General features: G+C 67.6%; 21 protein-coding genes. 16 read left to right on the top strand and 5 right to left on the bottom strand.

Annotated elements, in window-relative coordinates:
* Positions 1 to 11: 11 nt before the first annotated feature.
* From RA164_RS16025 to RA164_RS16045, 5 genes are all read left to right on the top strand, one after another.
* Positions 12 to 2339, top strand: coding sequence for a TonB-dependent receptor (locus RA164_RS16025; RefSeq protein WP_329741839.1), 2328 nt, complete (start codon positions 12 to 14; stop codon positions 2337 to 2339).
* Between the two features lie 154 nt (positions 2340 to 2493).
* Positions 2494 to 4917, top strand: a complete 2424-nt coding sequence (locus tag RA164_RS16030; RefSeq protein ID WP_329741840.1) for an alkaline phosphatase family protein — start codon at positions 2494 to 2496, stop codon at positions 4915 to 4917.
* Positions 4918 to 4957: 40 nt separating this feature from the next.
* A complete protein-coding gene (locus RA164_RS16035; protein ID WP_329741841.1) occupies positions 4958 to 6349 on the top strand; it encodes a cytochrome-c peroxidase in 1392 nt (463 codons plus the stop codon).
* 373 nt (positions 6350 to 6722) lie between these two features.
* A complete protein-coding gene (locus RA164_RS16040; RefSeq protein ID WP_329741842.1) occupies positions 6723 to 7595 on the top strand; it encodes a GGDEF domain-containing protein in 873 nt (290 codons plus the stop codon).
* A 105-nt stretch (positions 7596 to 7700) separates the two neighbouring features.
* Complete coding sequence (locus tag RA164_RS16045) at positions 7701 to 9323, top strand: tryptophan halogenase family protein (RefSeq protein ID WP_329741843.1); 1623 nt, start codon at positions 7701 to 7703, stop codon at positions 9321 to 9323.
* Positions 9324 to 9339: 16 nt separating this feature from the next.
* On the opposite strand, the gene RA164_RS16050 is transcribed toward RA164_RS16045, so the two are convergent.
* The gene (locus tag RA164_RS16050) at positions 9340 to 10179 is read right to left on the bottom strand and encodes a helix-turn-helix transcriptional regulator (RefSeq protein ID WP_329741844.1); all 840 of its coding nucleotides are present in this window, start codon (positions 10177 to 10179) and stop codon (positions 9340 to 9342) included.
* Positions 10180 to 10272: 93 nt separating this feature from the next.
* On the opposite strand from RA164_RS16050, the gene RA164_RS16055 reads away from it, so the two are divergent.
* Complete coding sequence (locus RA164_RS16055; protein WP_329741845.1) at positions 10273 to 11181, top strand: SDR family oxidoreductase; 909 nt, start codon at positions 10273 to 10275, stop codon at positions 11179 to 11181.
* Between the two features lie 29 nt (positions 11182 to 11210).
* On the opposite strand, the gene RA164_RS16060 is transcribed toward RA164_RS16055, so the two are convergent.
* Together RA164_RS16060 and RA164_RS16065 are read right to left on the bottom strand one after the other, a co-directional pair.
* Positions 11211 to 12587 (bottom strand): sigma-54-dependent transcriptional regulator, encoded by a 1377-nt coding sequence (locus tag RA164_RS16060; RefSeq protein ID WP_329741846.1) that lies wholly within the window; start codon positions 12585 to 12587, stop codon positions 11211 to 11213.
* 9 nt (positions 12588 to 12596) lie between these two features.
* On the bottom strand, positions 12597 to 14363 hold the full coding sequence (locus RA164_RS16065; protein ID WP_329741847.1) for a sensor histidine kinase: 1767 nt from the start codon (positions 14361 to 14363) through the stop codon (positions 12597 to 12599).
* Positions 14364 to 14627: 264 nt separating this feature from the next.
* Between RA164_RS16065 and RA164_RS16070 the strand changes: the two genes are divergently transcribed.
* The 10 genes from RA164_RS16070 to RA164_RS16115 all read left to right on the top strand — a co-directional run bounded on the left by RA164_RS16070 (position 14628) and on the right by RA164_RS16115 (position 22946).
* A complete protein-coding gene (locus RA164_RS16070; RefSeq protein WP_329741848.1) occupies positions 14628 to 15734 on the top strand; it encodes a porin in 1107 nt (368 codons plus the stop codon).
* Between the two features lies 1 nt (position 15735).
* The gene (locus tag RA164_RS16075; protein WP_329741849.1) at positions 15736 to 16236 is read left to right on the top strand and encodes a type 2 periplasmic-binding domain-containing protein; all 501 of its coding nucleotides are present in this window, start codon (positions 15736 to 15738) and stop codon (positions 16234 to 16236) included.
* A 188-nt stretch (positions 16237 to 16424) separates the two neighbouring features.
* Positions 16425 to 17231, top strand: coding sequence for an iron-containing redox enzyme family protein (locus tag RA164_RS16080; protein WP_329741850.1), 807 nt, complete (start codon positions 16425 to 16427; stop codon positions 17229 to 17231).
* A gap of 1 nt (position 17232) precedes the next feature.
* Positions 17233 to 17892, top strand: a complete 660-nt coding sequence (locus RA164_RS16085; RefSeq protein ID WP_329741851.1) for a tetratricopeptide repeat protein — start codon at positions 17233 to 17235, stop codon at positions 17890 to 17892.
* A gap of 12 nt (positions 17893 to 17904) precedes the next feature.
* Positions 17905 to 18051 carry a hypothetical protein gene (locus RA164_RS16090; RefSeq protein ID WP_329741852.1) on the top strand — a complete coding sequence of 49 codons (147 nt, stop codon included), beginning with the start codon at positions 17905 to 17907 and terminating at the stop codon, positions 18049 to 18051.
* Positions 18048 to 18368, top strand: coding sequence for a lipid-A-disaccharide synthase N-terminal domain-containing protein (locus RA164_RS16095; RefSeq protein WP_329741853.1), 321 nt, complete (start codon positions 18048 to 18050; stop codon positions 18366 to 18368). The genes RA164_RS16090 and RA164_RS16095 overlap by 4 nt, the downstream gene beginning before the upstream one ends.
* On the top strand, positions 18362 to 18643 hold the full coding sequence (locus RA164_RS16100) for a lipid-A-disaccharide synthase N-terminal domain-containing protein (protein ID WP_329741854.1): 282 nt from the start codon (positions 18362 to 18364) through the stop codon (positions 18641 to 18643). The genes RA164_RS16095 and RA164_RS16100 overlap by 7 nt, the downstream gene beginning before the upstream one ends.
* 36 nt (positions 18644 to 18679) lie before the next feature.
* On the top strand, positions 18680 to 20206 hold the full coding sequence (locus tag RA164_RS16105; protein WP_329741855.1) for an ArnT family glycosyltransferase: 1527 nt from the start codon (positions 18680 to 18682) through the stop codon (positions 20204 to 20206).
* 34 nt (positions 20207 to 20240) lie between these two features.
* The gene (gene asnB, locus RA164_RS16110; protein ID WP_329741856.1) at positions 20241 to 22172 is read left to right on the top strand and encodes an asparagine synthase (glutamine-hydrolyzing); all 1932 of its coding nucleotides are present in this window, start codon (positions 20241 to 20243) and stop codon (positions 22170 to 22172) included.
* Positions 22173 to 22415: 243 nt separating this feature from the next.
* Positions 22416 to 22946: an acyloxyacyl hydrolase gene (locus RA164_RS16115; protein WP_329741857.1), complete on the top strand. Its 531-nt coding sequence runs from the start codon at positions 22416 to 22418 to the stop codon at positions 22944 to 22946.
* Positions 22947 to 22971: 25 nt separating this feature from the next.
* On the opposite strand, the gene RA164_RS16120 is transcribed toward RA164_RS16115, so the two are convergent.
* Positions 22972 to 25101, bottom strand: coding sequence for an FUSC family protein (locus RA164_RS16120; RefSeq protein ID WP_329741858.1), 2130 nt, complete (start codon positions 25099 to 25101; stop codon positions 22972 to 22974).
* 12 nt (positions 25102 to 25113) lie between these two features.
* A complete protein-coding gene (locus RA164_RS16125) occupies positions 25114 to 26643 on the bottom strand; it encodes a DHA2 family efflux MFS transporter permease subunit (protein WP_329741859.1) in 1530 nt (509 codons plus the stop codon).
* Positions 26644 to 26670: the final 27 nt, after the last annotated feature.

Below are 26670 nucleotides of genomic sequence, written 5' to 3' on the forward strand. Positions count from 1 at the left end.
GATGCCTGCGCATGTTCACTCGTCGTACCTCGATCCAACTGTCCGGCCTGGCCCTGGCCATTCTGGCGACCCTGCACGGCAATCCAGCCCGCGCTGCCGATACCGCCGCCAGCGGTGCACCGGCACCGGCCGCCCTGCCATCCAAGGACAAGGCCAAGTCACTGCAGACGATCTCGGTGGTGGCAACCGGCCAGACCCGTCAGGTGCAGACCATTGGCCAGGAAGACATCCGCGCCGCGCCGCCAGGCACCAGCGCGCTGAAGGTGCTGAACGAACTGCCGGGCGTGAACTTCCAGTCGTCCGACCCGTGGGGTGCCTATGAATGGTCCACCTCGATCAGCCTGCACGGCTTCGACCAGAGCCGCCTGGGCTTCACGCTGGACAACATTCCGCTGGGCACGATGTCGTACGCCGTGACCAACGGCCTGCAGATCACCCGCGCGATCAGCTCGGACAACATCGCATCGGTGCAGCTGGCACAGGGTGCCGGCGCCCTGGGCACGCCGTCCAGCTCGAACCTGGGCGGCACGGTGCAGTTCTATTCGGCCGACCCCGACGAGAAGGCCGGCATCCGCGTCGACCAGGCGATCGGTTCGGACAATACGCACCGCACCTATGTCCGTCTGGATACCGGCGACTTCCACGGCTTCTCGATGTACGTGTCCTACGACCACGCCAACACCGACAAGTGGAAGGGCTACGGTTCGCAGCGCTCCAACCAGGCCAACCTGAAGGCGGTCTACCAGTGGGGCAACGGCAACCGCATCAGCCTGTTCGCCGACAGTTCCAGGCGCAAGGAATACGACTACCAGGATCTGTCGCTGACCAGCCAGCGCGTGCTGGGCTGGAACTTCGACTACTACCAGCCCGACTGGAACAAGGCGGTGCAGGTTGCCAAGGCCTACCAGACCACCGGCCAGTACAACGGCGTGGCCAACGGCTACCCGGACTCGCTGGCCGGCCTGCCCGCCAACTACGACTGGCTGGACGCCGACTACTACGCCGGCGGTGGCATCCGCCACGACAATCTGGCCGGACTCAGCGGCAGCTTCAACTTCGGCGACAACCTGACCTGGAACGTGGGCACCTACTACCACGGTGATCGCGGCGAGGGCCAATGGGTCACGCCGTACACGCCGTCGCCCGCATCCGGGCTGCCGCTGTCGCTGCGCACCACCGACTACGGCCTGGACCGCTACGGCCTGACCAGCTCGCTGCAGTACACGCTGGGCAACAACGACATCGAAGTGGGCGTGTGGGGCGAAAACTCCAGGAACAACATCGAGCGCAACTATTTCGACCTGTACGGCGCCTACACCGACCTGTGGACCATCTATGACGGCCAGGCGCCGTTCTACCGCGCGTTCCTGCAGCACTACACCTACGACACGCGGATGGCCTATGCGGAGGACACCCTGCACCTGATGGACGATCGGCTGACCGTGAACTTCGGCGCCAAGTCGCTGCGCTCCACCACCACCTCGACCTCGCTGGTGCCCACCGCCGCCTATGCGCAGGGCAGCATCAAGGCCAGCAAGGGCTTCCTGCCACAGGCCGGCGTGGATTACCGGATCGACAGCTACCAGGACGTCTACGCTTCCTACAGCAAGAACATCGACGCCTATGGCGCGCTGCCGTTCGCCACCTCGCAGACAGCCTTCGATGCCAGCAAGCACACGCTCAAGCCGGAGGGCTCGCAGACGCTGGAAGCCGGCTACCGCGTGCGCGGCAGCACCTACGAGGCGGCGGCCGACCTGTACTACACCCGCTTCAGCAACCGTCTGCTGCAGACCACGCCGTGCTCGGCCGTGCAGACCTGCGCCAGCCAGCTCAACAACGTGGGCAGCGTGGACAGCCGCGGCGTCGACCTGTCGCTGATCTGGCGTCCCGTCCAAGGCGTGCGCTGGCTCAACACGTTGTCCTACGACAGCTCGAAGTACCAGGACGACTACCTCAATGGCGGCGTGGTCGCGACCAAGGGCAAGTATGTGGTGGGCATTCCCAGCTGGATGGCCACCTCGGCACTGAGCTACCGTTTCGGCGGTTGGGATTTCACCCTGGACGGCAAGTACACCGGCAAGCGCTACATCACCTACACCAACGATTCGTCGGTGCCCTCGTATGTGCTGTTCAACGCCGGCCTCAGCTACGACCTCGGTGCGGTGGCAGGCTTCCGCGATATCCGCCTCGCGCTGAATGTGACCAACCTGGCCGGCAAGCACTACTTCGCCACCACCGGCACCAACGGCTACGTCGCGTCCGATCCCTACGGCTACAACCAGACGCTGCAGGCGGGCGCCCCGCGCCAGGCGTTCTTCAACGTCAGCGCCAGACTCTGAGTCCGCCCCACTGCCCGTTGCCATGGCCGCATGGCAACGGGCCCGGCGGAATCCGCCTGTCACATCCGCGCGTCACCATGGGCGCGCGTCGAATCCTTTCCCGTCATCCGCGCTACGCTGGTGACGGACATCTACCAGCCTGCCGAGACCCACGATGAAACGTAGCCTGCTGCCCCTGGCCCTGATGCTGTCGCTTGCCGCCTGCCACCACGGATCGTCTTCGACACACGGCACGGTGCATGTCGCGCTGAGTGGCGTGGTCGGCGGCGCCGTGCCGGTCGCCGGCGTACCGGTGACGGCCACCGACCACGCCGGCCACCACACCGTGTCCGGTGTGACCGACGCGCAGGGTCGCTTCTCGCTGGTCGTGGACGGGCCGGGCCCGTTCGTGCTGACCGCGCCGGGTGCCGACAGCAACGGCGCACCGGTCACGCTGTCCGCGGCCTTCGCCCCCGTCGGCGGGCAGGCGCACGCAGTGGTGAACATCAACCCGATCACCGCACTGCTGACCCAGCGCGTGCTGGGCACCTTGCCGCAGGGCGCGCCCGACGCGGCACAGATGGCAGACATTACCGACGCGCGCATCACCGCCACCAGCAAGGACGTGGCCGGTGTGCTCGCGCCGCTGTACAGCGCGTTCCACGTGCCCGCCGCCGTGGCGGCCGATCCGGCCGGCGTTGCCGATTTCCGCGTCGCCGCGCGCACACCGCTGGCCGAGCTGCTTTCGGTCGTGCATGTCGACCTGCACACGGGCAGCCTCAGCGTCGGCACCGGCGCCAGCCATGCCGTGGTGTCCATTCCCGCCCACGGCGCGCTGTCCGCCGCCGTGCCCGCCGCCGCTGCCGCGTCGGCGGTGGCGCTGGCGAACGGACCGACCACCACGCCGATCCAGCACGTGATCGTGGTGATCGGCGAGAACCAGACCTTCGACGCCCTGTTCGGCGGTTACGTGCCGCCGAAGGGGCAGACCGTGAAGAACCTGCTGTCCGAGGGCATCATCAACGCCGACGGCACGCCCGGCCCGCATTTCGCCCTGGCCGAGCAGGACCGCGGCACCGCGCAGAAGACCTACACCATCCAGCCGCAGCGCGCGGGGCCCTATGCCACGCTGCCGCAGCCCGAGCAGATCGGCGTGCTGAATCCGGTCACCTTCCAGAGCGGTGGCGGCGTGCCCGACAAGCGCTTCCCTGCCAACCTGCCGGACGGCCCGTTCCAGATCACCCGCTACGTGCCGTACATCAACGCGGACAAGCACGGCCTGGCGGCGGCGGTGCGCACTGGCGACCCGGTGCACCGCTTCTTCCAGATGTGGCAGCAGACCGGCGGCGACAACCATCGCCTGGACATGTTCACCTGGGTCGCCGACACCACCGGCCAGGGCGGCGACACCAAGGGTGTCAGTCCGTCCAACCCGGCGCAGGGCGGCGAACTGATGGGCTTCATGAACATGTCGACCGGCGACGCACCGCTGTTCGATACGCTGGCGCGGCATTACGCGCTCAGCGACAACTACCACCAGTCGATCATGGGCGGCACCGGCGACAACTTCTTCGCCATCGCCACCGCCGACGTGCCCTACTTCGAGCAGGACGGCAAGCCGGCGGTGCCACCGGCCAACCAGATCGAGAATCCGGACCCGATGCCGGGCACGGCGAACTTCTACACCCGCGACGGCTACCAGGGCGGTTCGTATGTCGACTGCTCCGACCCGAAGCAACCCGGCGTCGCGCCGATCCTGGCCTTCCTCAAGGCCCGCCACATTCCCAGCAAGTGCGCGCCCGGCACCTATTACCTGGTGAACAACTACAACCCGGGCTACGACATGGACGGCAAGCCGCAGCCGATCGGTCCGGACAACTACAACTACCCGCCGCAGACCGTGCCGACCATCGGCGAGGCGCTGGCTAAAAAGGGGGTCAGCTGGAAGTGGTACACCGGTGCCCGCGACGCGGCCGACGTTGCCGCCGAAGCGGCTGCCCTGCACATGCCCGTGCCCAAGGCGCAGATGCTCCAGTACAACAATCTGGGCGATGCGCTGACGGCATCGGCCAGGGTGATGGGCACCCCGGCACTCAAATCACAACTGGCCGGCCTGACCACGTTCTACAACGACATCGCCAACCACACCCTGCCGGCGGTGTCGTTCGTGGTGCCGAAGAACCTCGACAGTGGCCACCCAGGCTATTCGGCGCCGGCCTGCTACGAAGCCTTCCTGAAGACCCTGCTGGCCAAGGTGCAGGCCGACCCCACGCTGTGGGCGCACACCGCGATCCTGATCACCACCGACGAGGGCGGCGGCCATTTCGACAGCGGCTACATCCAGCCGCTGGACTTCTTCGGCGACGGCCCGCGCATCGCGATGCTGGCGGTCTCGCCGTATGCACGCAGGGGCGTGGTCGACCACGCCTACGAGGACCACGCCTCGATCCTGAAATTCATCGAGCGCAACTGGCGCCTGCCGCCGCTGTCGGCACGCAGCCGCGACAACCTGCCCGATCCGGTCGCGCTGCCGGGCAAGCCGTACCGGCCGATCAACGGCCCGGCGGTGGGCGACCTGATGTCGATGTTCCAGTTCTGAGCGGAACGGCGCGGGCCACCGCCCGCGGCCGGACGCTACGATGCGCCTGATGTCGATGCCCTGGCGTGATGCACGAGCAACCGCGGTGCTGGCGACGGCGGTAGCGGCGATCGCCGCCGCCGTGTACCTGCTGGCGACGACCGCGGGACACGCCCAGCCGGCCGGTCCCGCGACGGCCTCCACGACAGGCCGTGTGGCCGCGACCGACGTCCGCATGTGGGTGCGCTACCCGGCCGTACCGGCCCGGTTGAGCCCGACGGCCGCGCTGGGCCGTCAGCTGTTCTTCGACACCGCACTGTCGGCCTCGCGGCGGATGTCCTGCGCCAGCTGCCACAGCCCGGCCCACGCCTATGGCCCGCCGGACGGGCGCGCAGTGCAGGACGGCGGCCCGCACCTGCAGCTGCCCGGCACGCGCGCGGTGCCTTCGCTGCGCTATCTCGATCACACGCCGCTGTTCAGCCTGAACTTCTTCACCCCCGGCTCCGAAGATGCCGAGTACGAGGGGCCGACCGGCGGCTACACCCGCGACGGCAGGGCCGCCTCGCGCCAACAGCAGGCGGCGATCCCCCTGCTGAACCGCAACGAGATGGACAACGCCAGCCCGCAGGCCGTGGTCGCAGCGGTACGCGACGGACCCTACGCGGCGGCGTTCCGGCGGGTTTTCGGCCACGACATTTTCCGGCATCCACGGCAGGCCTTCGCGGATGTCGGCATGGCCCTGGCCGCTTTCCAGGCCGAGGACCCGAGCTTTCATCCCTACACCAGCAAGTTCGATGCGGTGATGTCGGGCCATGCCCATTTCACGCCGCAGGAACTGCGCGGCTATGCGCTGTTCAACAACCCGCACAAGGGCAACTGCGCCGCCTGCCACATCGACGTGCCCGGGCCGGGCGGTCGCCCGGCGCCATTCACCGATTACTCGTATGCCGCGCTGGGGGTGCCGCGCAATCCGGCGATCCCGGCCAACCGCGATCCGCACTATTACGACATGGGCCTGTGCGGTCCCTACCGGCACGACCTGCGCCGGCAGACGCAGTACTGCGGCATGTTCAAGACCCCGACGCTGCGCAACGTCGCCACCCGGCACGTGTTCTTCCACAACGGCGACTTCCACAGCCTGACGCGGGTGCTGCAGTTCTACGTGCAGCGCGATACCGACCCGCGCAAGTGGTATCCGGTGGTGCACGGCAAGGTCGTCACCTACGACGACCTGCCGCCACGTTATCGCGGCAATGTCGATCACTACGACGCGCCGATGAACCGGCAACCGGGCCAGCGCCCCGCACTGGATGCGCGCGAGATCGCCGACCTTGTCGCGTTCCTGAAGACGCTGGACGACGGCTACTCGGCAACGCCCGGCGGCCCGCCGATCCATCGCAGCGCAGCGCCCTCGCCGGCCCACGCGAAGACGCGCCGAGCAGCCGCCAGATAGCCGACCGTGAGGCTACGGTACGGACAGGTACGGCGTCGAAGGCCGCGCTGGGTTACCCTCTGCGTCCTGGGAACAGGGGGAATGCGTGTTGGGAGCGGGATGGCGACCGACGCTGTGGCGTCTGACATTTTCGATGCTGGCCGGCAGCCTGGCCTGCCCCATGCTTTTCGCGCAGGCCCTGCCGCTCCGACGCCCGCCGCCACCGCTGCAGCGTCCGCTGCCGCCTGACGCCCGGCCTGGACTTTATCCTCGCCCGCTCCCACCGGGCTGGCGTCCGGGCGATCCGCTGCCGCCGCCACCGCCGCGCGGGCTGCTACCGACCGTGCCGACGCTCCACGCCACACCACCGTATGCGGCACCCGCGGCCGCACCAATGCCAGTTGCCACACCGCCGCCCGCCACCGGCGCGGCGACGAGTCCGCCCTCGACGCAGCCCGCCAAGGCGCCGGCCTTGCCGGACATGCCGAACCGCTCGCCACTGGCCAGTGGTGCTCCGTCCGCCATTCCGAACACAACGCCGAACCGGCACGGCTCGCTGCACTGGACGATCGCCGCATTCCTGCTCACGCTCGGCGGCGCCTGGCTGCTGTGGCGCCGCAACGAGCGCCTGGCCCGCGAGTCCCAGCGCATGGCGCGGCAGCAACGCGCACTGCAGTCGGCCAACACCCGTCTGCAGGACGAATCGCGGCAGCTGCGGCAGCTGGCGACCAATGACCCGCTGACCGGCGTGCTCAACCGCCAGGCTTTCGCGACGGGACTGCGCGAGCGGATCGCCCATCTTTCCCACTACGACCGTCCGCTGAGCCTGATCGTGCTGGACCTGGACCACTTCAAGTCGATCAACGACCGCCTCGGCCACCTGGCCGGAGACAGTGCGCTCAAGCTGGTGGCCGGTGTCGTGCACGAGCACCTGGTGAGCGACGACTTGTTCGGCCGCTTCGGTGGCGACGAGTTCCTGATCGCCTGCGCCGAGCGCACGCCGGAGTCCGCCGTGGAACTTGCCGACACCATCCGCGCCGCGGTGGCGCTGGCGGCGCCCACCCACGCGCCGCCGTTGCCCGGCCTGACGCTGAGCATGGGCGTCGCCACCGCCGATGCGACCACCGGCTATTCGGCCGACGCGCTGTTCGCCCGTGCCGACGCCGCGCTCTATGATGCCAAGAGCCGGGGCCGCAACCGGGTGGTACAAGCGGACGACGCGACGCCCACGTTCGCCGGCACCGCACCCGGCAGCCGGCATCTCTGATGCACCCGCGCACCGACCACGCTCCCCGCGGGAAGCGGCATGCCGCACGGCCGCTCATGCATCGCCACCTGCATCCATCCAGCCCACAGCACCGGTAGATCATCCATGGCCGACGTCGCCACCGTCTTCAACCAGAACATCGTTCCCTACTCGCCGGGACCGCGCACCGATGCGGCGCCACCGGTGAAGCGGATCGTGGTGGTCGGTGGCGGCACCGCCGGCTGGATGACGGCATTGCTGCTCGCCAACTCCGATTACGGCCCGCGTCTGGAAGTCACTGTGCTGGAGTCGCCGCAGGTGGGCACGGTCGGTGTGGGCGAAGGCTCCACACCCTGGCTGCGCGGCTTCTTCGACAGCCTGGGCATCGAGGAATCGGAATGGATGCCGGCCTGCCATGCCACCTACAAGAACGGCATCCGCTTCGACCACTGGTGCACCAGGCCCGGTCACGAAAGTTATTTCCATCCGTTCGCGTCGATGCTCGACAACATGACGATGACCCAGTTCGTCGACAATGTGCACCGGCGCCTGGAGGGCGAGGACGTCGAGGCGCATCCCGACCGTTTCTTCATTGCCACCCGGCTCGCGCGCATGGGCCTGGGCCCGCGGCCACGCCACGATTTCCCGTTCGACGTGTGGTACGCCTACCACTTCGATTCCAACCTGCTCGGCGCCTTCCTGCACAAGAAGGCAGTCGAGCGTGGCGTGCGGCACATCTCACGGCACATGCATGACGTCACCCTGGACGCGCAGGGCGACATCGCCGCGCTGAAGCTGGATGGCGACGAGACGCTGGCGGCGGACTTCTTCGTGGACTGCACCGGTTTCGCCTCGCTGTTGATCGGCAAGGCGTTGCAGACACCCTACGTGTCCTACGCCGACAACCTGTTCAACGACGCCGCGGTGGCCCTGCCCTCGCCGTCGGACGGACATGCCGCGCAACCGCTGATGTCGCAGACCGTATCCACCGCGCTGCGTCACGGCTGGGCATGGAAGATTCCGCTTACCCACCGCTACGGCAATGGCTACGTCTACAGCACCGCGTCCTGCTCGGCGGACCAGGCCGAGGCGGAACTGCGCGCTCACCTCGGCCTGCTCGACGACCCTACGCCGGCACGCCATCTGCGCATGCGCGTGGGCCGGGTGACCCGGCACTGGAACCGCAACTGCGTGGCGGTGGGTCTGTCGCAGGGGTTCATCGAGCCGCTCGAGGCGACCGCGCTGCTGTTCGTGCAACGCACCGCGTCGCTGCTGGTGAAGGCGCTGGAAAGCGGCGACCTGGGCGAGCGCACCCGCACCGCCTTCAACGAAGCGATCAACGAGCGCTTCGAAGGCACCCGCGACTACATCGTCACCCACTACAAGACCAACACGCGTACCGATACCGAGTACTGGCGCGCGAATGCCGCCAACGTGAACCTGTCGCAGCCGCTGCAGCGGCTGTTGCGCACCTGGCTGTCGAGCCGGCCGATCGTGGGCGGACTGCAGCAGGGCACTTATGGTCGGGGCTATCCGACCATGTCGTGGTACTGCCTGCTCGCCGGCATGGGCCTGTTCCCGGAGGCGCAGGCCATGCACTCCACCCCGCCCGGCAAGCTGCGGCACGACCTGGCCGCGATCGACAACCTGCTCGAACGCAGTGCCGCGAACTTCCCCGAGCATCGCGCCCTGCTGGCCGATATCCCGGCGCGACCGCGCGAGACCTCGTTGCAGCTGTACCTGTGGTGATCGTGGCGGAGCCGCCTCAGACAGAAACGGGCTGCGCCATGAGCGCGGCGATACGCTCCAGGTCGGCCTGCTCCATCGGGTTGTAGACCACCATGCTGAGGTCGGGCCGCCCATCGACTGCGAAGGCCGAGTGTTCGAAGGCGAGTTCGCCCAGCACCGGATGACGCAGGTGCTTCACCGCCTCGACAAAGTGGCTCACCTCGTTGTCGTGCCACATCGCCTTGAACTCGGGGCTGCGCCGGCACAGGTCCTCGACCATCGGTTCCACCTCTGCCGCCGCGCCGGCACGGGCCGCGTCCACCCGGAAGGCACCCACCACGAAGCGCGCCACGCTCTCCCAGTCGTACTGGGCCGCGCGTGCATGCGGGTCGAGGAAGATGAAGCGCAGGATGTTCCGCTGCTCCGGCGGCAATGCGGCGTAGTCGGTCAGCATCACAGTCGCCGCCCGGTTCCAGGCCACCACGTCCCAGATGGCGGTACGAATGATGGCCGGACACGGTTCCAGCGTGTCGAGCACGCGCTGCAGGCGCGGCGTGACGCCCTCGTTCCCGCGGTAACGCACCTCGGGCGGGCGGCCAAGCCCGAGCAGGAACAGGTGTTCGCGCTCGACCTCGGTCAGCATCAGCGCATGCGCGATCCGGTCGAGCACGTCGGCGGACGGCGCGCCACCACGGCCCTGCTCGAGCCAGGTGTACCAGGTGGGGCTGATATGCGCGCGCTGCGCCACTTCCTCGCGGCGCAGGCCCGGCGTGCGGCGACGCTGACCGCGGAAGCCGAACGCGGCTGGGTCGAGCTTCGCCCGGCGATCCCGCAGATAGGTACCCAGACGGTTTTCCTTGCCGGCGTGCGTGCTCATGCTGTTGGTCTTATTACCATGATAACGACACTACTTTACCGGGATACATCGGCCGATCGATAGTCGCCCGCAGTCAATCCACGGAGACATCGCATGCGTGTATTTGTGACCGGAGCCACCGGCTTCATCGGCATGGCCGTCGTCAGGGAACTGGTCGCGTCGGGCCATCAGGTACTGGGCCTCTGCCGTTCCGACGACAAGGCAGCAGCACTGGCCGCGGCAGGCGCCGAGGTGCATCGCGGCTCGCTGCAGGATCTGGAAAGCCTGCGCGATGGCGCCGCCCGCGCCGATGGCGTGATCCATCTCGCCTTCAATCATGATTTCTCGACCTTCGCGGCGAACTGCGAGGACGACCGGCGGGTGATCGCCGCCCTCGGCGCACCGTTGGCCGGATCGACACGGCCGCTGGTCGTGACCTCGGGAACCGGCATGGCCAGCAGCGTGCCCGGTCAGCTGGCCACCGAGGACAGCGCGCCGGTCAGTGCGCAGGTGATCCCTCGCGCGGCCTCGGAAGAGACGGCCATGGCGCTTGCGGCCGCTGGCGTGAATGTCGCGGTGGTGCGCCTGCCGCAGGTGCACGACACGGTGAGGCAGGGCCTGGTCAGCTACGTGATCCAGGTCGCCCGCGAAAAGGGCGTGGTCGGCTATGTCGGCGACGGCCACCATCGCTGGCCTGCCGTGCATGTGCTCGACGCGGCCCGGCTGTACCGGCTGGCACTCGAAAAGGCTCACGAAAAGGCCGAACCCGGCGCCATCCATCACGCCGTCGGCGAAGAGGGCATTACGCTGAAGGACATGGCGGAAGTGATCGGCGCGCGTATCGGTCTGCCGGCCCGTTCGATCGCAGCGGACCAGGCTGAGGCCTACTTTGGCTGGCTGGCCATGTTCGCGGCTCACGATGCTCCGGCCAGCAGCGCGCTGACCCGCCGCCGGCTGGGCTGGCAACCGTCCGGCCCCGGCATGCTGGCGGACCTGGCGCAGCTGGAGCTGCCTGCAGCCTGAGGGCAGGCCCCACGCCGGCGGACGCGGCGCTAGATGCCGTAACGCTTGAGCTTGTACCAGAGTGCGCGCTCGCTGATCTCCAGCAGGCGCGCCGCGGCGGCCTTGTTGTCGTCGCTGCGCGCCAGTGCGGTGGTGATCAGCTGCCGTTCCAGCGCTTCCACCTGCGTCTTCATCGACAACGATGCCGGCGCTGTCGCGGCGGGTTCCGGGCTCACCGGCGTGCTGTCCCCGGCCACCTGTCCGTTGGCGATCTCGGCCGGAAAATGCGCCAGGCCGATCTCGTCGCCGCGGCACAGCACCACGGCACGCTCGATCAGGTTTTCCAGCTCGCGCACATTGCCGGGCCAGGCGTAGGCCTCCAGCCGCTGCAGCGCTGGCGCCGACAGCCGGGGCGTGGACCGGCCGAGCTCGCGCGCGTACTTCTGCAGGAAATGCGCGGCCAGCAGCGGGATATCCTCGAGACGTTCGCGCAGCAGCGGCACATCGACCCGCACCACGTTCAGCCGGAAATACAGGTCGCGGCGCAGACGCCCTTCCTCCACCGCCTGCAGGGGGTCGCGATTGGTCGCCGCGACCACGCGCAAGTCGACCGTCACCGGCGTGTTGGCACCCAGCCGCTCGATGCTGCCTTCCTGCAGCACGCGCAGCAGCTTGGCCTGCAGCGCCGGCGGCATTTCGGTGATCTCGTCCAGGAACAGGGTGCCGCCGCTGGACAGCTCGCACTTGCCCACGCGATCGCTCAGGGCGCCGGTGAACGCACCCTTGGCGTGGCCGAACAGCTCGCTCTCCAGCAGATCGGCCGGGATCGCCGCGCAGTTGATCGGCACGAACAGGCCACTGCGTCCGGACGCCTGGTGCAGTGCCCGCGCCACCAGTTCCTTGCCGGTACCGGTCTCGCCCACGATGAACACGCTGCTGCGCGCCGGCGCCACCTGCTCCAGCAGGCGATACAGCGTCCGCATGCGTTCGCTGGTGCCGATGAATTCGCCCCAGCCCCTGGAAAGCTCGTCGCGCAGGAAGCGGTTCTCGCGCTGCACCGCCTGCAGCGCCAGCACCCGCGTGACCGCGATCTCGACGGTCTCCATCTCGAACGGACGGATGATGTAGTCGGCAGCGCCGAGTTTCATCGCGGTGACGGCGGTCTCGATGGTGCCGTAGGCGGTCAGCATGATCACCGGCACGTCATCGCCACGCGTGCGCAGGGCATTCAGCAGCCCGATGCCGTCGAGCCGCGGCATGCGCAGGTCGGTCAGCACCAGGTCGTAGGTTTCGCTTTCCAGCGCTGCCAATGCCTCTTCGCCGTCGGCGGCCTGGCCCACCTCGTGCCCCATGTTGCGCAACGACAGTTCGAGGATGCGCCGCATCTTCGCCTCGTTGTCGACCACCAGGATCCGTTTCGCATTCATCGTCACCGCCTATCGCCTGCCGAAGCGCAGCTCGAACGCCGCGCCGCCCCATTCGCTTTCGCCCACTTCGATCTCGCCGCTGTGCACCTGGACGATCTGCTGCACGATGGTCAGCCCGAGACCGATGCCGCCCTCGCGCCGGCTGAAGAACGGGTCGAAGATGCTCTGCCGCATCGCCGGCGGCACGCCGGGGCCGCTGTCGGCCACCACCAGCCACGGGCCTGTGGGGTCGCGACCGGCACTGACCACGATGCGTCCGCCGGACGGCACGAAGGACAGTGCATTGAGCAGCAGGTTCAACAGCACCTGCATCAGCTGCTCGCGATCGCACTCGAACAACAGCTCTTCGTCGCCGAAACGTCGGCTCAGCGCGACACCAGCATGTTCCGCACGCGAACCCAGCAGGCTGATCACACTGTCGACGATCGCATGCAGATCGTGCGGGCGGAAGTCCGGCGGCGTGGGGCGCGAGCACTCCAGCAGCATGGTCACCAGCCGGTTCAGGCGCTCGGTCTCGCTGAGGATGAAGCCGATCAGCTCCTGCTCCTTCTCGCCCAGGTCCGGCTGGCGCTGCAGCAGCTGCGCCGAGCTGCGCAGGATACCCATCGGCGTGCGCACCTCGTGCGCCATGATCGCGGCCATTTCGCCGACCACCGCCAGCTTGCCAGCACGCACGATCTGCTCGCGCGACAGCTCCAGCGCCTCGATCATCTCGACATAGGCGCGGTGCAGCTCGTCCACCTCCGAGATCGCGCTGGGCGGCACCTCGGGCAGGCTGCTTTCGCCCTTTCGGAAGCGACGCGCGAACTCGGTCAGGGCGACGATCGGCCGGGCGATGCGGCCGGCCATGCGTGAGGAAATCCACACGCCGACTCCCAGAGTTAGCAGCAGCACCACCAGCATCGCCCACAGCAGGCGCCATACCGGACCGAACGAGACCGAGGTCGGCTCGATCATCACGATGTGCCAGCCCAGCCCGCGGAACTGCTGGTAGCCGCTGGACGTGGCCGCGCCGACCAGCAGCGCGTGATAGCCCAGCGCCCGGCCGTTGTGGATATACGTGGTCGCCCCACGGTGAGGCAGCACCCAGCTTTCCAGTTGCAGCTGCGCCAGATCGATCCGATGGCGCAATGCGCTGGAGGCCGCCACCGCACGCCCGCGGCGGTCGAGCAGCAGCAGGCCGCGCGGCCCGTTGCCGACAGCCTCGTCCAGCAGCGCCTGCACCGAACGCCAGTCGAGCAGCACGTAGAGGTAACCGATGTCGCCCTTGCCGAAGGCGTTGGGGATCGATGTCCGCAGCAGCACGACATTGCCCTGCCGCAGGTGCACCGGCACGATCGACACGTTGTCCAGCCGCGTGCCGGGAATCGGTCGCCACTCGGCGGCCACCGGCGCCATGCGTCCGATCATCGCCGGATCGCTGGCCGCCACGATGTGCCCGTGCGTGTCGGTGCACAACAGCGCGCGGTAGACCGTCCCCTGGCCGGCCCGCAGGTCGGACAGGAAGTGCGACAGACGCTTGTCGACGTCGTTGACGCGGATGTCCTGCATCACTTCCAGCCCGCGCCACACCCGCATGTTCTCCACATGCGAGAACATGAACGTGTCGATGCGCTGCATCACCGTGCTGGCGCCGAACTGCAGGTTCGTGGCGATCTCCGACTGCAGTGCGCGGCGGAACTCGAAGAACGACACCGCACCGACCACCGCGGTGGTACCCAGCAGCATCCAGAACAGCAGCCGCAGAAGGGCCGAGCGTGTCGTTACGGGGCGCATCCGACGACACCGTTGGCAGAGCGAATGATCATGAAAGGTCCGTTGGGCAGACGGCCAGCCTAGCCGCCCATCGTACTGGCGCGAGTGTGGCCGAGCCGGACCGCCGGCGGCAAGCGCACCGGACCGCGGCTTTGCGCGGCAACGCCGTTATGGCGCAGAATCCGCCGCGTCGTGCCAGGCCGCCGGCCCCCGGTCACGGCATTGCGCGATCACGCATCGATGCGGCTGTACTCGCCTCCCTTCCGCTTCCCCAGGCATCTCCCCATGAGCAGGCCACTTCACAACCGGGTGATTCGCCACGGCGCGCTGGTCGCGCTGGTCACATGCCTGTGGCTGGGTTTCGCGCCGCGTTCGCAGGCAACCCAGGACAGCTGGCAGATGGCCCCCTACACGCTGGGCCAGGGTCTGTACTTTCCGCAGCAGGGCTTGCGCATCGGCGGCTATGCCGACCTGCACTACTACGACATCCAGGACCAGCGCGCCACCTACAGCGTGCGCGACATCAGCCTGTTCGCGACCAAGGACCTCGGTACGCGCTGGCAGCTTTTCGGCGAACTGGACGCCGGCAACACGGTCGACTTGTCGGCGGGTCACGCCACGTCGTCGGATTCCGAACTGGACGTCGAGCGCCTGTATCTCGACTACCACGCGAGCCAGTCGGTCAGCTTCCGCTTCGGCAAGTTCCTCACCCCGTTCGGCGAGTGGAACCTGATCCACGCCGACCCGCTGACCTGGACGGTTTCGCGTCCGCTGACCACCTCCGCCGCGTTCGCGCGCCACGCCGCCGGCGCGATGATGTACGGCACCGTGCCGGTACACGGCAACGATCTCGATTACTGGGTCTACGGCGACGACAGCACCGACCTGGGCGTCGGCCAGGACCAGGACCGTGCATACAGCGCATTCGGCGCCGACGGCACCGTGCGCAACAATTTCCGGCGCGCGCTGGGCGGGCGGCTGCTCTACCACCTGCTCGGCGACCGGCTCGGCATCGGCATGTCGGTACTGGACTACGAACTGCAGCAGCCGCGGCAGCACTACCGTCTCGCCGGCCTCGATTTCAACTGGAACGGTCGCTGGCTGGACCTGACCGGCGAGGCCATCCGCCGCAGCGGGGGCACCACCGGACGGTCCGGCGACAAGGGCGGCTTTGTCGAATTGGAGGTGCCGTTGCGCCAGCGCCTGTATCTGGTCGGCCGCTACGAACGCTACAGCAGCGCGGTCCTGGAACAGACCAGCACCATTCGCACGCTGGGCCTCAACTACCGTCCGATCCCGGGCATCGTGCTCAAGCTGGAACACCGCAGCGGGAACCACAACCTGGAGCTGGCGCCCACCGGCTGGCTCGCCTCGGTGGCGGTGCTGTTCTGAGATGCGGCTGCGGGATCGCCACCTGCTGCTCGCCCTGACCTGGTTGCTGGCAACCTGCGTCGCCAGCCTTGCGCAGGCCGGCGCGCCCGTGCGCATAGCGGTGATCGTCGGCGCCACCGCACCCAAAATGGCGCTGAACCGCGACGCCCTGCGCGACATCTACCTGAAGAAGATCTTCGTCGACGATGGCGGCCACCGGCTGATTCCGGTCAACCTGCCGCCCGCCTCGCCGCTGCGCGAGGCTTTCACGCACAGCCTGATCCGCATGCCGGACAACCTGCTGCAGAATTACTGGAACCGCCAGTACTTCCAGGGCGTGAGCCCACCGTACGTACTCGCCTCGCAACAGGCCGTGGTGCGCTTCGTTGCATCCACGCCAGGGGCGATCGGCTACATCGCCAGCTGCTTCGTGAAGCCGGGCGTGCATGTCGCGCTGTGGCTGACGCTGCCCGCAGACAGCCCGGCCTTCGACGACGGCTGCCCCGCGGCGCCGACGCACTGAACCGCATCTACCCGGCGCGTCCCGGACCACCGATTTCCTACGATTTGTGCAGACCATTCTTGCGCACTGCAAGGATGGTATGGCCCCGCCGCACCCTTCGCATCGCAGGTTTTCGCGCAGAATCATGCAGTTGCCGGGTTGGCACGGATATCGCCTAGGAAAGGCACGACTTTCCCGATCCATGCGTGATGGTTCACTTCGCTCCGACTTCCGACAGCGCCCCCGACATCGAGCCGGTACCGCAGGCGTTGCCGTGCGAACCGCGGCAGCATCGCGCGTCATTCCGCGCGGCAGCGGGACGGTCGTTGACGCGTCCCGGTCCGTCATTGTCGACCCACGAACGCCTGGTTCTTGAGACCGCGGCGGCGCGCGAGACACTGCTGTCGATCCCGATCATCCGCCGCACGCTCGGTGGCGACGTCGCGCGCGCCGAGTACCTGCTGTTTCTGCAGCAGGTGTATCACCACGTGCGCCATACCGTGCCGCGGGTGATGGAGATGCGCCATCAGTTGCCCGAACGCCTGCGCTGGATGCAGCCGGCCGTCGCGGGGTACATCGCGGCGGAGAGCAGCCATGAGCAGTGGATTCTCGACGACATCGCCGAAGCCGGCGGTGACGCCGCAGCGGCGCGCCAGTCCACGCCGCTGCCCGCCACTGAGATGATGATGGCGTATGCGCACGACACCATCCAGCGCGGCAATCCGGTCGGATTCCTGGGCATGGTGTTCGTGCTGGAAAGCGCCAGTGCCGCGCTGTCCATGCTGGCCGCCGGTGCGATCCAGCGCGCGCTGAACCTGCCCAGGACCGCGCTGCGCTACCTGAGCTCGCACGCCGTACGGGATCTGGCACACGTAGGTTTCTACCGGGATCTGGTGAACCGGATCGATGACGAAAGTGACCGCCAGGCATTGATCAATGCCGCCGGGCGCTTCTACGAACTCTACGGCGCCATCTTCCACGCGATCGACGACGCCGGCCTGCACGGAACCTGCTGACATGAGGATATGGCGCCCGGTCCACGTGCTGTTGCTGCTGCTCGGGCTGGTCGCCTGGCCGGCCGTCGCCGGCACACCCGCGACCGCGCCTGATGCGGAACTGTTGTCCATCGCACACCAGTGGGCGCACATCACCTACCAGCTGCCCAGGAACCAGCGCGATGCGGCGTATGCGGCACTCGAAAGCCGCACCGCTGCATTGATCAGGCAATACCCGCAGCGCGCACGACCGAAGGTGTGGCTGGCGATCATCCTGAGCACGCACGCCACCATGCATGGCGGACTGGACGGCCTGTCGATGGCCAAGCGCGCACGCGATCTGCTGCTGCAGGCACAGCAGATCGACCCCGCGACCATGCACGGCGCTATCTACACGACCCTCGGCACCCTATATGATCGGGTTCCGGGGTGGCCTTTGGGGTTCGGCAACGAAACCAGGGCGCGCGTTATGCTGCAGCGGGGGCTGCGGATCGATCCGAACGGCATCGATGCCAACTATTTCTATGGGGATTTTCTTTATCGCAACGGCGACAAAGCCGCCGCGCTCGCGGCGCTCAACAAGGCGCTGGCCGCACCGCCGCGTCCCGACCGGCCACTGGCCGACCAGGGCCGACGCAAGCAGGTGCAGGCGTTGATCCGCACCATCATCGACAGCCACTGAAGGAGACAGACGATGAGTCTTCAGGGCAAACGCATTCTGCCGATGGGTGCCGCAAGTGGTCCAGGCCTGCGGATCCATGCCGAGCTGCCCGGCACGACGAACCATTCGCTGCGCAAGCAGGTGCAGGTGCTGGCGCGTTACGCGCGGGGGGCGGCATGACCGATATGCTGAGCCAGGCGATGCTCGCCCTGCAGTCACACGGCTGGCTGCTGCTTGGCGCCATCGGACAGGCGGTGTTTTCCTCCCGCTTCGTACTGCAGTGGGTGTACAGCGAGCGCCGCGGTCAAAGCGCGATTCCCATGCTGTTCTGGTACGTCAGCATCATTGGTGCCGCCTTGCTGCTGGGCTATGCGATCCATCTGCGCGACCCGGTTTTCATCACCGCGCAGAGCGGCGGCATGCTGATCTACCTGCGCAACCTGCAGTTGCGCCGCCGCGAGGCGCGGGAGACGGCAGCGGAGGGCAGCTCATGCTGACACCCGCCCAGATCGATGCCTGCTGGATTGGCGCGGGCTTTCTCGCGCAGGCGCTCTTCGGCGCACGCTTCGTGGTGCAGTGGCTGTACAGCGAAGCGCGCGGCCGCAGCGTGGTGCCGACTGTCTTCTGGTACTTCAGCGTGGCCGGCGGCGCGATCCTGCTGGCCTACGCCATCCACCGCCGCGAGCCGGTCTTCATCGTCGGCGAAGCGACCACCCTGCTGATCTTTCTGCGCAACCTGCAACTGCTGCGTCGTCGCGGCAACCGTCGCTGAGTGCGTGCCTCCGTGTCTTTGCCAGGATCCTCCTACATGCCTGACCCTTTTGACGCCAAGACCCGCGCGCAGGCTTCCGCCACCCGATCGCGACGGACGCTGCTGGCGCTGCTGCTGCTCGGCCTGGTGCTCGGCTTCGCCTTCCAGGGCTCGCGCGGACTGTGGAGTCCGGACGAGGGCCGCTACGTGGATGGTGCCGTGCAGATGCTCGACTCGGGCAACTGGCTGGCCCCGGCCTACAGCCCCGAGCGCCTGAACTTCTCCAAGCCGCCGGTGACCTACTGGCTGATCGCCAGCTCGCTGAAGGTCTTCGGCCGCAACACCTGGGCGGCGCGCACGCCCTATGCGCTGGCCTTCGTCGCCACCCTGCTGCTGCTGTACGGCATGGGTCGCACGCTGGTGCCCGACCGACCATGGCTGCCGGCGCTGGTCTATGCGCTGGCGCCATTGCCATTCCTTGCCGCCAATGGTGTCAGTACCGACGCCTTCCTGGCGCTGTTCGAGGCACTGGCCATGCTGGGTTTCGTGCGCGCCGCGTTCGGTGCGGAAACGAAACCGCCGCTGCACTGGATCGTGCTGATGTGGTGCGGTTTCGGCCTGGCCTTCCTGACCAAGGGACCGCCGGGGCTGATTCCGTTGCTGGGCGTGCTGCCCTTCATCCAGCGCCGGGACGGCTGGCGCGGACTCGGTCGCTACTTCCACCCGGTCGGCCTGGCCGTGTTCCTGGTCGTCGGCGGTGCCTGGTACGTGCTGGCCATGCAGCGCTATCCGTGGTTGCTGCACTACTTCCTGCACCGCGAGGTCTACGACCGCATGTTCACCGCCGTGCAGCGGCGTCACCCGGGGCCGTTCGGCTGGATCGTGGCCTACGTGCCGACGCTGGTTATCGGCTCGCTGCCGTGGTGGCCGATGCTGCTGGGGCGCAAGGCACGCAGCGCGCTGGCCGATGCATGGCGCGAGGTACGTGCCCGTCGCGACAGTCCCGGGCGCTTCCTGCTGCTGTGGCTGCTGCTGCCGTTGCTGGTGTTCTGCCTGGTGCAGTCGCGCCTGCCGCTGTACATCCTGCCGCTGTTCGTGCCGCTGAGCCTGCTGCTGGCCCGCGCCCTGCGCGATCACGTCGACCTGCGCAGCACGCGCCAGCGCTGGGTGCTGGGCCTGTGGTTTGTCGCGCTGCTGGCGATCAAGGCCAGCCTGGCCTGGTTCGTCCACCTGCCGACCGACGATCGCGCGACCGCCGGCCAGCTGGCCGCACTGGGCAAGGGCCACGCCTATGGCGCGATCACCTTCGTGCAGGACACCGCGCAGGACTACGCCATCGAGGAACGCACGCCGTGGGGGCTGCACCTGTACCTCGGCAAGCCGATCTACGGCGTGGCCTGGCACAAGCCGCAGGCGGCGGCGCGACTGTGCCAGCTGGTGCGCACGCACGGCCCGATGATGCTGGTGCTCGATCCGACGCTGCGTCCCGCGGTGATCGAAGGCGCCGTCTCCGCCTGCGGACTGCACATCGCTAGTCTTCCCGACCGCTGGCGCCGCGGTGCGCTGTTCCTGGCCGGCCGCTGAGCCGCAACACCCTAATCGAGGATCAAACGTCGTCATGTGCGGAATCTGCGGCATCGTCACCCGGACTACAGACCACGACGCAGCTGCGCTGGAGCAGGCTGCGCAGCAGATGCTCCGGCAGCTGGCGCATCGCGGCCCGCACGGTGATGCACTGAGCGTGCGCGGCACGGCGGCGATGGCCGTGAACCGGTTGGCGATCCGCGGCGTGGAGGAAATGCAGCCCCCGCTGATCGAGCTTTCCGACGGCATCCTGGTGGCCTGCAACGGCGAGATCGACAACCATCGCGAGCTGCGCCGCTTCCTTGCCCAGTGCGGGCATGAAGTGCCGTTCAGCACCGACGTCGCCGTGATCGCGCCGCTGTATCTGGAAAAAGGCCTGTCCTTCGTCGAACACCTGCAGGGCGTGTTCGCGCTGGCGCTGTGGGACACGCGCCGGCAGCGGCTGATCCTGGCCCGCGACCGGGCCGGCGAACGCCACCTGTATTACAACGTCGATGGTTCCACGATCCGTTTCGCATCCGAGCTGGCCGCGCTGGCGGACCCGGCCGCGCCACTCGACCACGAAGCCATAGCGCAGTACCTGCAGTCCGGCTATTGCCCGGCACCGCACAGTTTTCTGGCCGGTCACCACAAGGTATGTCCGGGCGAAATGATCGTGTTCGAGCCGGAGGAAACGCGCCACGTCCGCTACTGGCAGTTTCCCCAGCGCCCGGCCACGGCCACCACGCCCGCGCCGCGCTCGTTCGACCATGTCATGCGCGAGGCCGTGCATCGGCAGAGCGAGGTCGACGTGGACTTCGGCGTGCTGCTGAGCGGCGGACTGGACTCCGCCTTGATCGCCGCGATCGCACGCAGCCTGCGCCCGGCGCGGACCTTGCCGGCCTACTGCATCCGCTTCGCCGAGGCCTCGTACGACGAGGGCAGCGATGCCGAGCGTACCGCCGAACGCCTGGGCTGCCCGTTCGTGCCGGTCACCGTTTCCGCGGACGACGTGCCGACGACCCTGCGCGAACTGATCACGAGCACCGGCGAGCCGCTGGCCGACCCCGCCTGGATCCCGCTGGCGCAGGTGACCCGCCGCGCCTCGCAGGACGTCCGCGTGGTGTTGGCCGGCGAAGGCGCCGACGAATTGTTCGGCGGCTATCCCACCTATCTGGGTGCCCAGTTCGCCGGCCGCTACGCACACCTGCCGGCAGGACTGCGCGCCGGGCTGCGCCACCTGATCGAACGCCTGCCGCCCAGCGACCGCAAGGTCACGCTCTCGTTCCTGCTCAAGCGCTTCATCAGCGGGCAGGAGCTGGACGGCCTATCGCGACACCGGCTGTGGACCTCGCACATCGCACCGGACTGGCTGCGCAAGCTCGGCATCGAACCGCCGGTGTGGACCAACGACACTGCTGCGGCCGGCACCCTGCTGGACACCGTGCAGCAATTCGATTTCACCCACTCCCTGCCCGAGGCCCTGCTGGCCAAGGCCGACCGGGGCGGCATGCTGCATGGCGTGGAGATCCGCGCACCCTTCCTCGATTCGACGGTGATCGAGTTTGCCGCGGGCCTGCCGGCACGGGCACGCGTGCGCGGGCTGACCACCAAGGCCTTCCTCAAGGACTACGGCCGGCTCTACCTGCCGCGCTCGGTGACCCACCGCCGTAAGCGCGGGCTCTCGGTACCGCTTGCCACCTGGCTGCGCGGCCCCCTGCATGACTGGGCGAAAGCACGCCTGTCGGCCCCGGCACTCGCCGAGGCAGGCGTGCGCGTCGAGACCGCGCTCGAACTGCTGGACGAACATGCCTCGCGCAGGAACGACCATGCCCGCGCGATCTGGACCCTGCTGGTACTGGCCGAATGGCTGGAGTGGCGGGTGCAGATGCAGGCCAGCGCCAGCGATCGCTCCGTGTCGACCGCACCGGCAGCTGCCGCAGCGATCACCGCGAACAATCTAGCCGCGCGCGCCGCAGCATCCTGACCCCGGCGGCACCCGCCGCCCTTCAGCGCCCCGACGAGCGTCATCGTCTCGACGACGCCGCCCGGGCCCGTGCTCACGTGTCCGGCACGCAGCCCGGCGTATGTCTGCGCCTGCGGGAATCACCCCAGCCATCGTGCGTACAGCGCAACACTGCGTTGCGCATATACGCCTTATGTCGATACGCCGGTGCTTGCCGTATTTAGTAAACTACTAAGTACAATATGGACCAACAGGGGCAACACCATGCGCAGCCACACGCGCTCACTCAAACTCACCCTTCTTGCACTGCTTTCCGTAACCACCCTGCCCGCCGTCGCATCGACCCGCATCGAAGTACAGGCCGGTCGCAGCTACATGGACACCCACGGCACCAATGCCGCCTTCATCGAAAGCGTGTTCGCCGAACATCCGCTCGGTGACAGCCGCTTCACCCTGTCGCCCGACATCACCGCCGGCTGGGTCGAAGGCCGCGACGTGGTGCGCTACCGTGACTCGCGCTACACCACCGGCGACGACGTCTGGCTGGTTGCCGCAGGTGCACGGCTGCGCTTCCGCGATGCGAATGCGTGGTACCGGCCGCTGTTCTTCAGCTTCCAGCCGGCGTACCACAGCGGCCGCACCCAGGCGCTCAGCAGCAGCTACGAATTCGTCAGCACGCTGGGCTGGGAGATGAAACACTGGAGCGTCGAGATCCGGCACATCTCCAACGGCGGCATCCACGAACCGAACCGCGGCGAGACGATGGCGCTGGTCGGCATCGCCTTCAATATCTGACCCGGTGCATCGGCCGTCGCCGCTCTCAGGCCGACGGCCGCTGGGCACCGCCCAGCGTATAGGCCGCGTCGCGCAGCTGGCTGCGCAGCAGATGCAGCTGCACCAGCAGCGGACGGCGCCCGGACGGGGCATCGGCAACGGCCAGTCGCACGGCTTCGTCGAGCGCGGCCAGAGCCTTTCGATGCGCGTCCGTTCCCGGCGTGCGGAACAGCTGTGCGAGTCCCGGCAGCACCAGATCATCCAGCACCACATGCAATGCCGGCGGTAATGCAACGACACGCATCCGCTCACGCAGATCGAGCACGCCACGCCCCACATTCATGACCAGCTGCGCCCAGCGCACGGTCTGCGCAGCAGTCTCGGGCGTGGCCCCGGGCTGGGTCAGCAACTTCTGCAGCAGGTCGCGCGGTGCCGTCTCGAAACGCGCACGCTGCCCAGCCAGCGGTGCGCTGCAGGCGGCCACCGCATAACCTCGCAGCCGCAGCAACATGCGGGTGCGCAGCCAGTAACCGCCCGCCGGCATGATCGTGGATAGCAGCACCAGCGCAAGCAGCACGCAGGACAGGTCTGCCAGCACGCCATTCAACAGACCCGCCCAATCGTAGACCTGGGTGGACTGCACACCCATGGCATCCACGAAAATGATGTTGAACCCCGCACCGACCGAGGCCAAGGCGGGACGCGTCAGCATGTAGCTGCCCACCATCAGGAACGGCACCTGCGCGCAGCACAGCATCGTGAAGCCGTCGGCCTGCGGCAGCAGCACCGTGTCGCAGAACACCACGCACACGGCCGCGATCGAGAAACCCGTGACCAGGTAGCGTAACGAGGCCACCGGATTCGGGCTGGAACCGAACAGCGCCACGAACACGGTCGCAAGGATCACCATGTCCAGGCCGCTCGGCCAGGCGGTAAGAATCCAGATTGCAGCACCGACCAGCAGGGCCAGCCCCGCACGCAGGCCGGCCACAAGGTCGACCACGGTATCGGTGTGCGGTACGAAGCGGTGTCTACGGTCGCCGCTCATCCGCGGCGCGCCCGTGAGCGGTGCAAGACGCAAGGCCGCGTAGGTCGATGCATAGCGATGCATCGCACGGGCATAGTCCTCCAGCAGTTCCAGCGCCACATCCAGGCCTGCTGCAGCGACATCGTCCTGACCCTGGCGCAAGCTGGCCGCGTGGCCGGGCAAGGTGGCCACGAAATGGGTCAACCGCTGTGCCATCGTCCGCGCATGCTCGCCGGTGTGCGATCCAAGCTCCACCGCCAGAATTGCAGCCAGTGGCTGGTACAGCGTCTCCACCGGTGCCACCACCGCGGCCGCACCCGGATCACCGTTGTCGCGACGCAGACGCAGGCGATACATCCAGTGGTGCAGCCGCAGCAGCCGCGTGTTTGCATCCATGAACTCCAGGTTCAGGCGCTCCACCATCGCACTGCGGGCGCGGGTCTGCGGGTTTTCGAAGATCGTCGAGCTGCGCTGCGCCTCCAGCCCGATCGCCTCCATCACGAAATCACGCCAGCGCGTCTCGATGCGGGCATGATCGTAGGCCCCCGTCAGCGCGTCGTGGCTGTAGCGGGTAAACGTGGCGAAGCGCGCACGCACGCTCTGCACCAGCACATCACGCAGGCGGCGTGGGAAAACCACGTCGCTCACCACACCGGCGCACAGGATCCCCAGCATCACTTCCGATACGCGCGCCACCGCGTCCTGGAAAATGCCGCCGGGCGCATCCACCGCGGGCAGGCCGATGATGCAGGCGGTGTAGCCGGACAGCACGAAGGCATAGGACGCGAAGTTTCGGTAGCGCGCCGCGCCGAAGGTGCACGCACTGACCCACAGCGCCAGGCCCAGCAGGAACAGCACGCGTTGCTGCGGCACCACGGCGTACAGCAGCAGGGTGGCCAGGGCGCCGGCCAGCGTACCCAGCGCGCGGTAGAAGCTCTTGGCCAGCACCACGCCGGACTGTGGCCGCATCACCACGAAAACCGTGAGCATGGCCGTGTAGGGCTGCGGCAGGTCGAAGCGCAGCGCCAGCCACAGCGCGAGCAGGCCGGCAAACAGATTCTTCGCCACGAACAGCCAGGCCAGGCCCTCGTCACGCAGGAAGCCGGCCCAGGCGATATCGCCGGCCGACGTCCTGCGCTTCCCGTTCATGCCAAGGTCTGCTCAGTGTCCGCCGCTGGCGGCAGGGCCACCCTTGGCCACGAACGGCGGCTTGGCCAGCCAGATCACCACGATCAGGCCGATGAAGATCCAGCCCAGTGCGTGGAAGATCTCGTTGAACGAAATCTGGAAGCTCTGCTGGGTGATCATGCCGTTGATGATGCTGCCGCCCAATTGCGGGTTGCCATGGCCAAGGTGCTGCATGGCGCTCTGCGCGATAGGGTTGTAGGGTGTGATGTGCTCGGCCAGCTGTGCGTGGTGATCCACCGCGCGACGCGTCCACATGAAGGTGGTGATGGAGGCCGCGAAACTGCCGCCCAGCGTACGCAGGAAGGTGGCCACGCCCGAGCCCGATGCGATCTCGTTCTGCTGCAGGTCCGACAGCAGGATGGTCAGCACCGGCATGAAGAACAGCGCCACGCCCAGGCCCTGCCACAGCTGCACCATGGCCACGTGGTAGAAGTCGATGCCCAGGTAGAAGTCGGAACGCATGAAGCAGGTGCCGCCCATCACCAGGAACGCGGCCGACGCCAGCAGGCGCAGGTCCATTCGGGTGGCGTACTTGCCCACGAAGAAGGTCAACAGCACCGGAATCACGCCCAGCGGCGCGCTGGCGAAACCGGCCCAGGTCGAGGTGTAGCCCACGTTCTGCTGCAGCCACAGCGGCACCAGCAGACCGATCGAGAAGAACGCCGCATAGGCCAGCACCAGCGCCAGCGTGCCCGCACTGAAATTGCGGTGACGGAACAGCCGCAGGTCCACGATCGGGTCCTTGTCGGTCAGCTCCCAGATCAGGAACACCGCCAGCGAAATCGCCGACACCACGCTCATGATGATGATGAAGCTGGAATGGAACCAGTCGGCGTCGTTGCCCTTGTCCAGCACCACCTGCAAGGTGCCCACGCCGAGCACCAGGGTGATCAGGCCCACGTAGTCCACGCGCGGACGGGTCAGCGTTTCCAGCTTGCCGCGCAACTGGTTGGCCACCACCATGCTGGCGAAGATGCCGATCGGCACGTTGATGAAGAAGATCCACGGCCACGAATAGTTGTCGGTGATCCAGCCGCCCAGGATCGGTCCGGCGATCGGCGCCACCACCGTCACCATCGACAGCAGCGCCAGTGCCATGCCGCGCTTCTCGGACGGATACGTGCCGATCAGCAGGCTCTGGGTGATCGGGTACATCGGCCCGGCCACTGCGCCCTGCAGGGTACGGAACAGCAGCAGCATGCCCATGGTCTGCGAAATACCGCACAGGAACGAGGTCAGCGAGAACAGCAGCGTGGCCCACACGAACAGCTTCACCTCGCCGAAGCGACGTGTCAGGAAGCCGGTCAGGGGCAGGGCGATCGCGTTGCTTACCGCGAACGAGGTGATCACCCAGGTGCTCTGGTCGTTGCTCACGCCCAGGTTGCCGGCGATGGTCGGCAACGACACGTTGGCGATGGTGGTATCCAGCACCTGCATGAAGGTCGCCAGCGACAGACCGATGGTGGTCAGCGCGAGATTCGGTGGACGGAAATGGGTGCTCATGGTTGAACGCTCACAGGGAAGGGGGCA

The sequence above is a fragment of the Dyella sp. A6 genome, assembly GCF_036320485.1.
In the GTDB taxonomy this organism is placed as follows: Bacteria; Pseudomonadota; Gammaproteobacteria; order Xanthomonadales; family Rhodanobacteraceae; genus Rhodanobacter_A; species Rhodanobacter_A aluminiiresistens.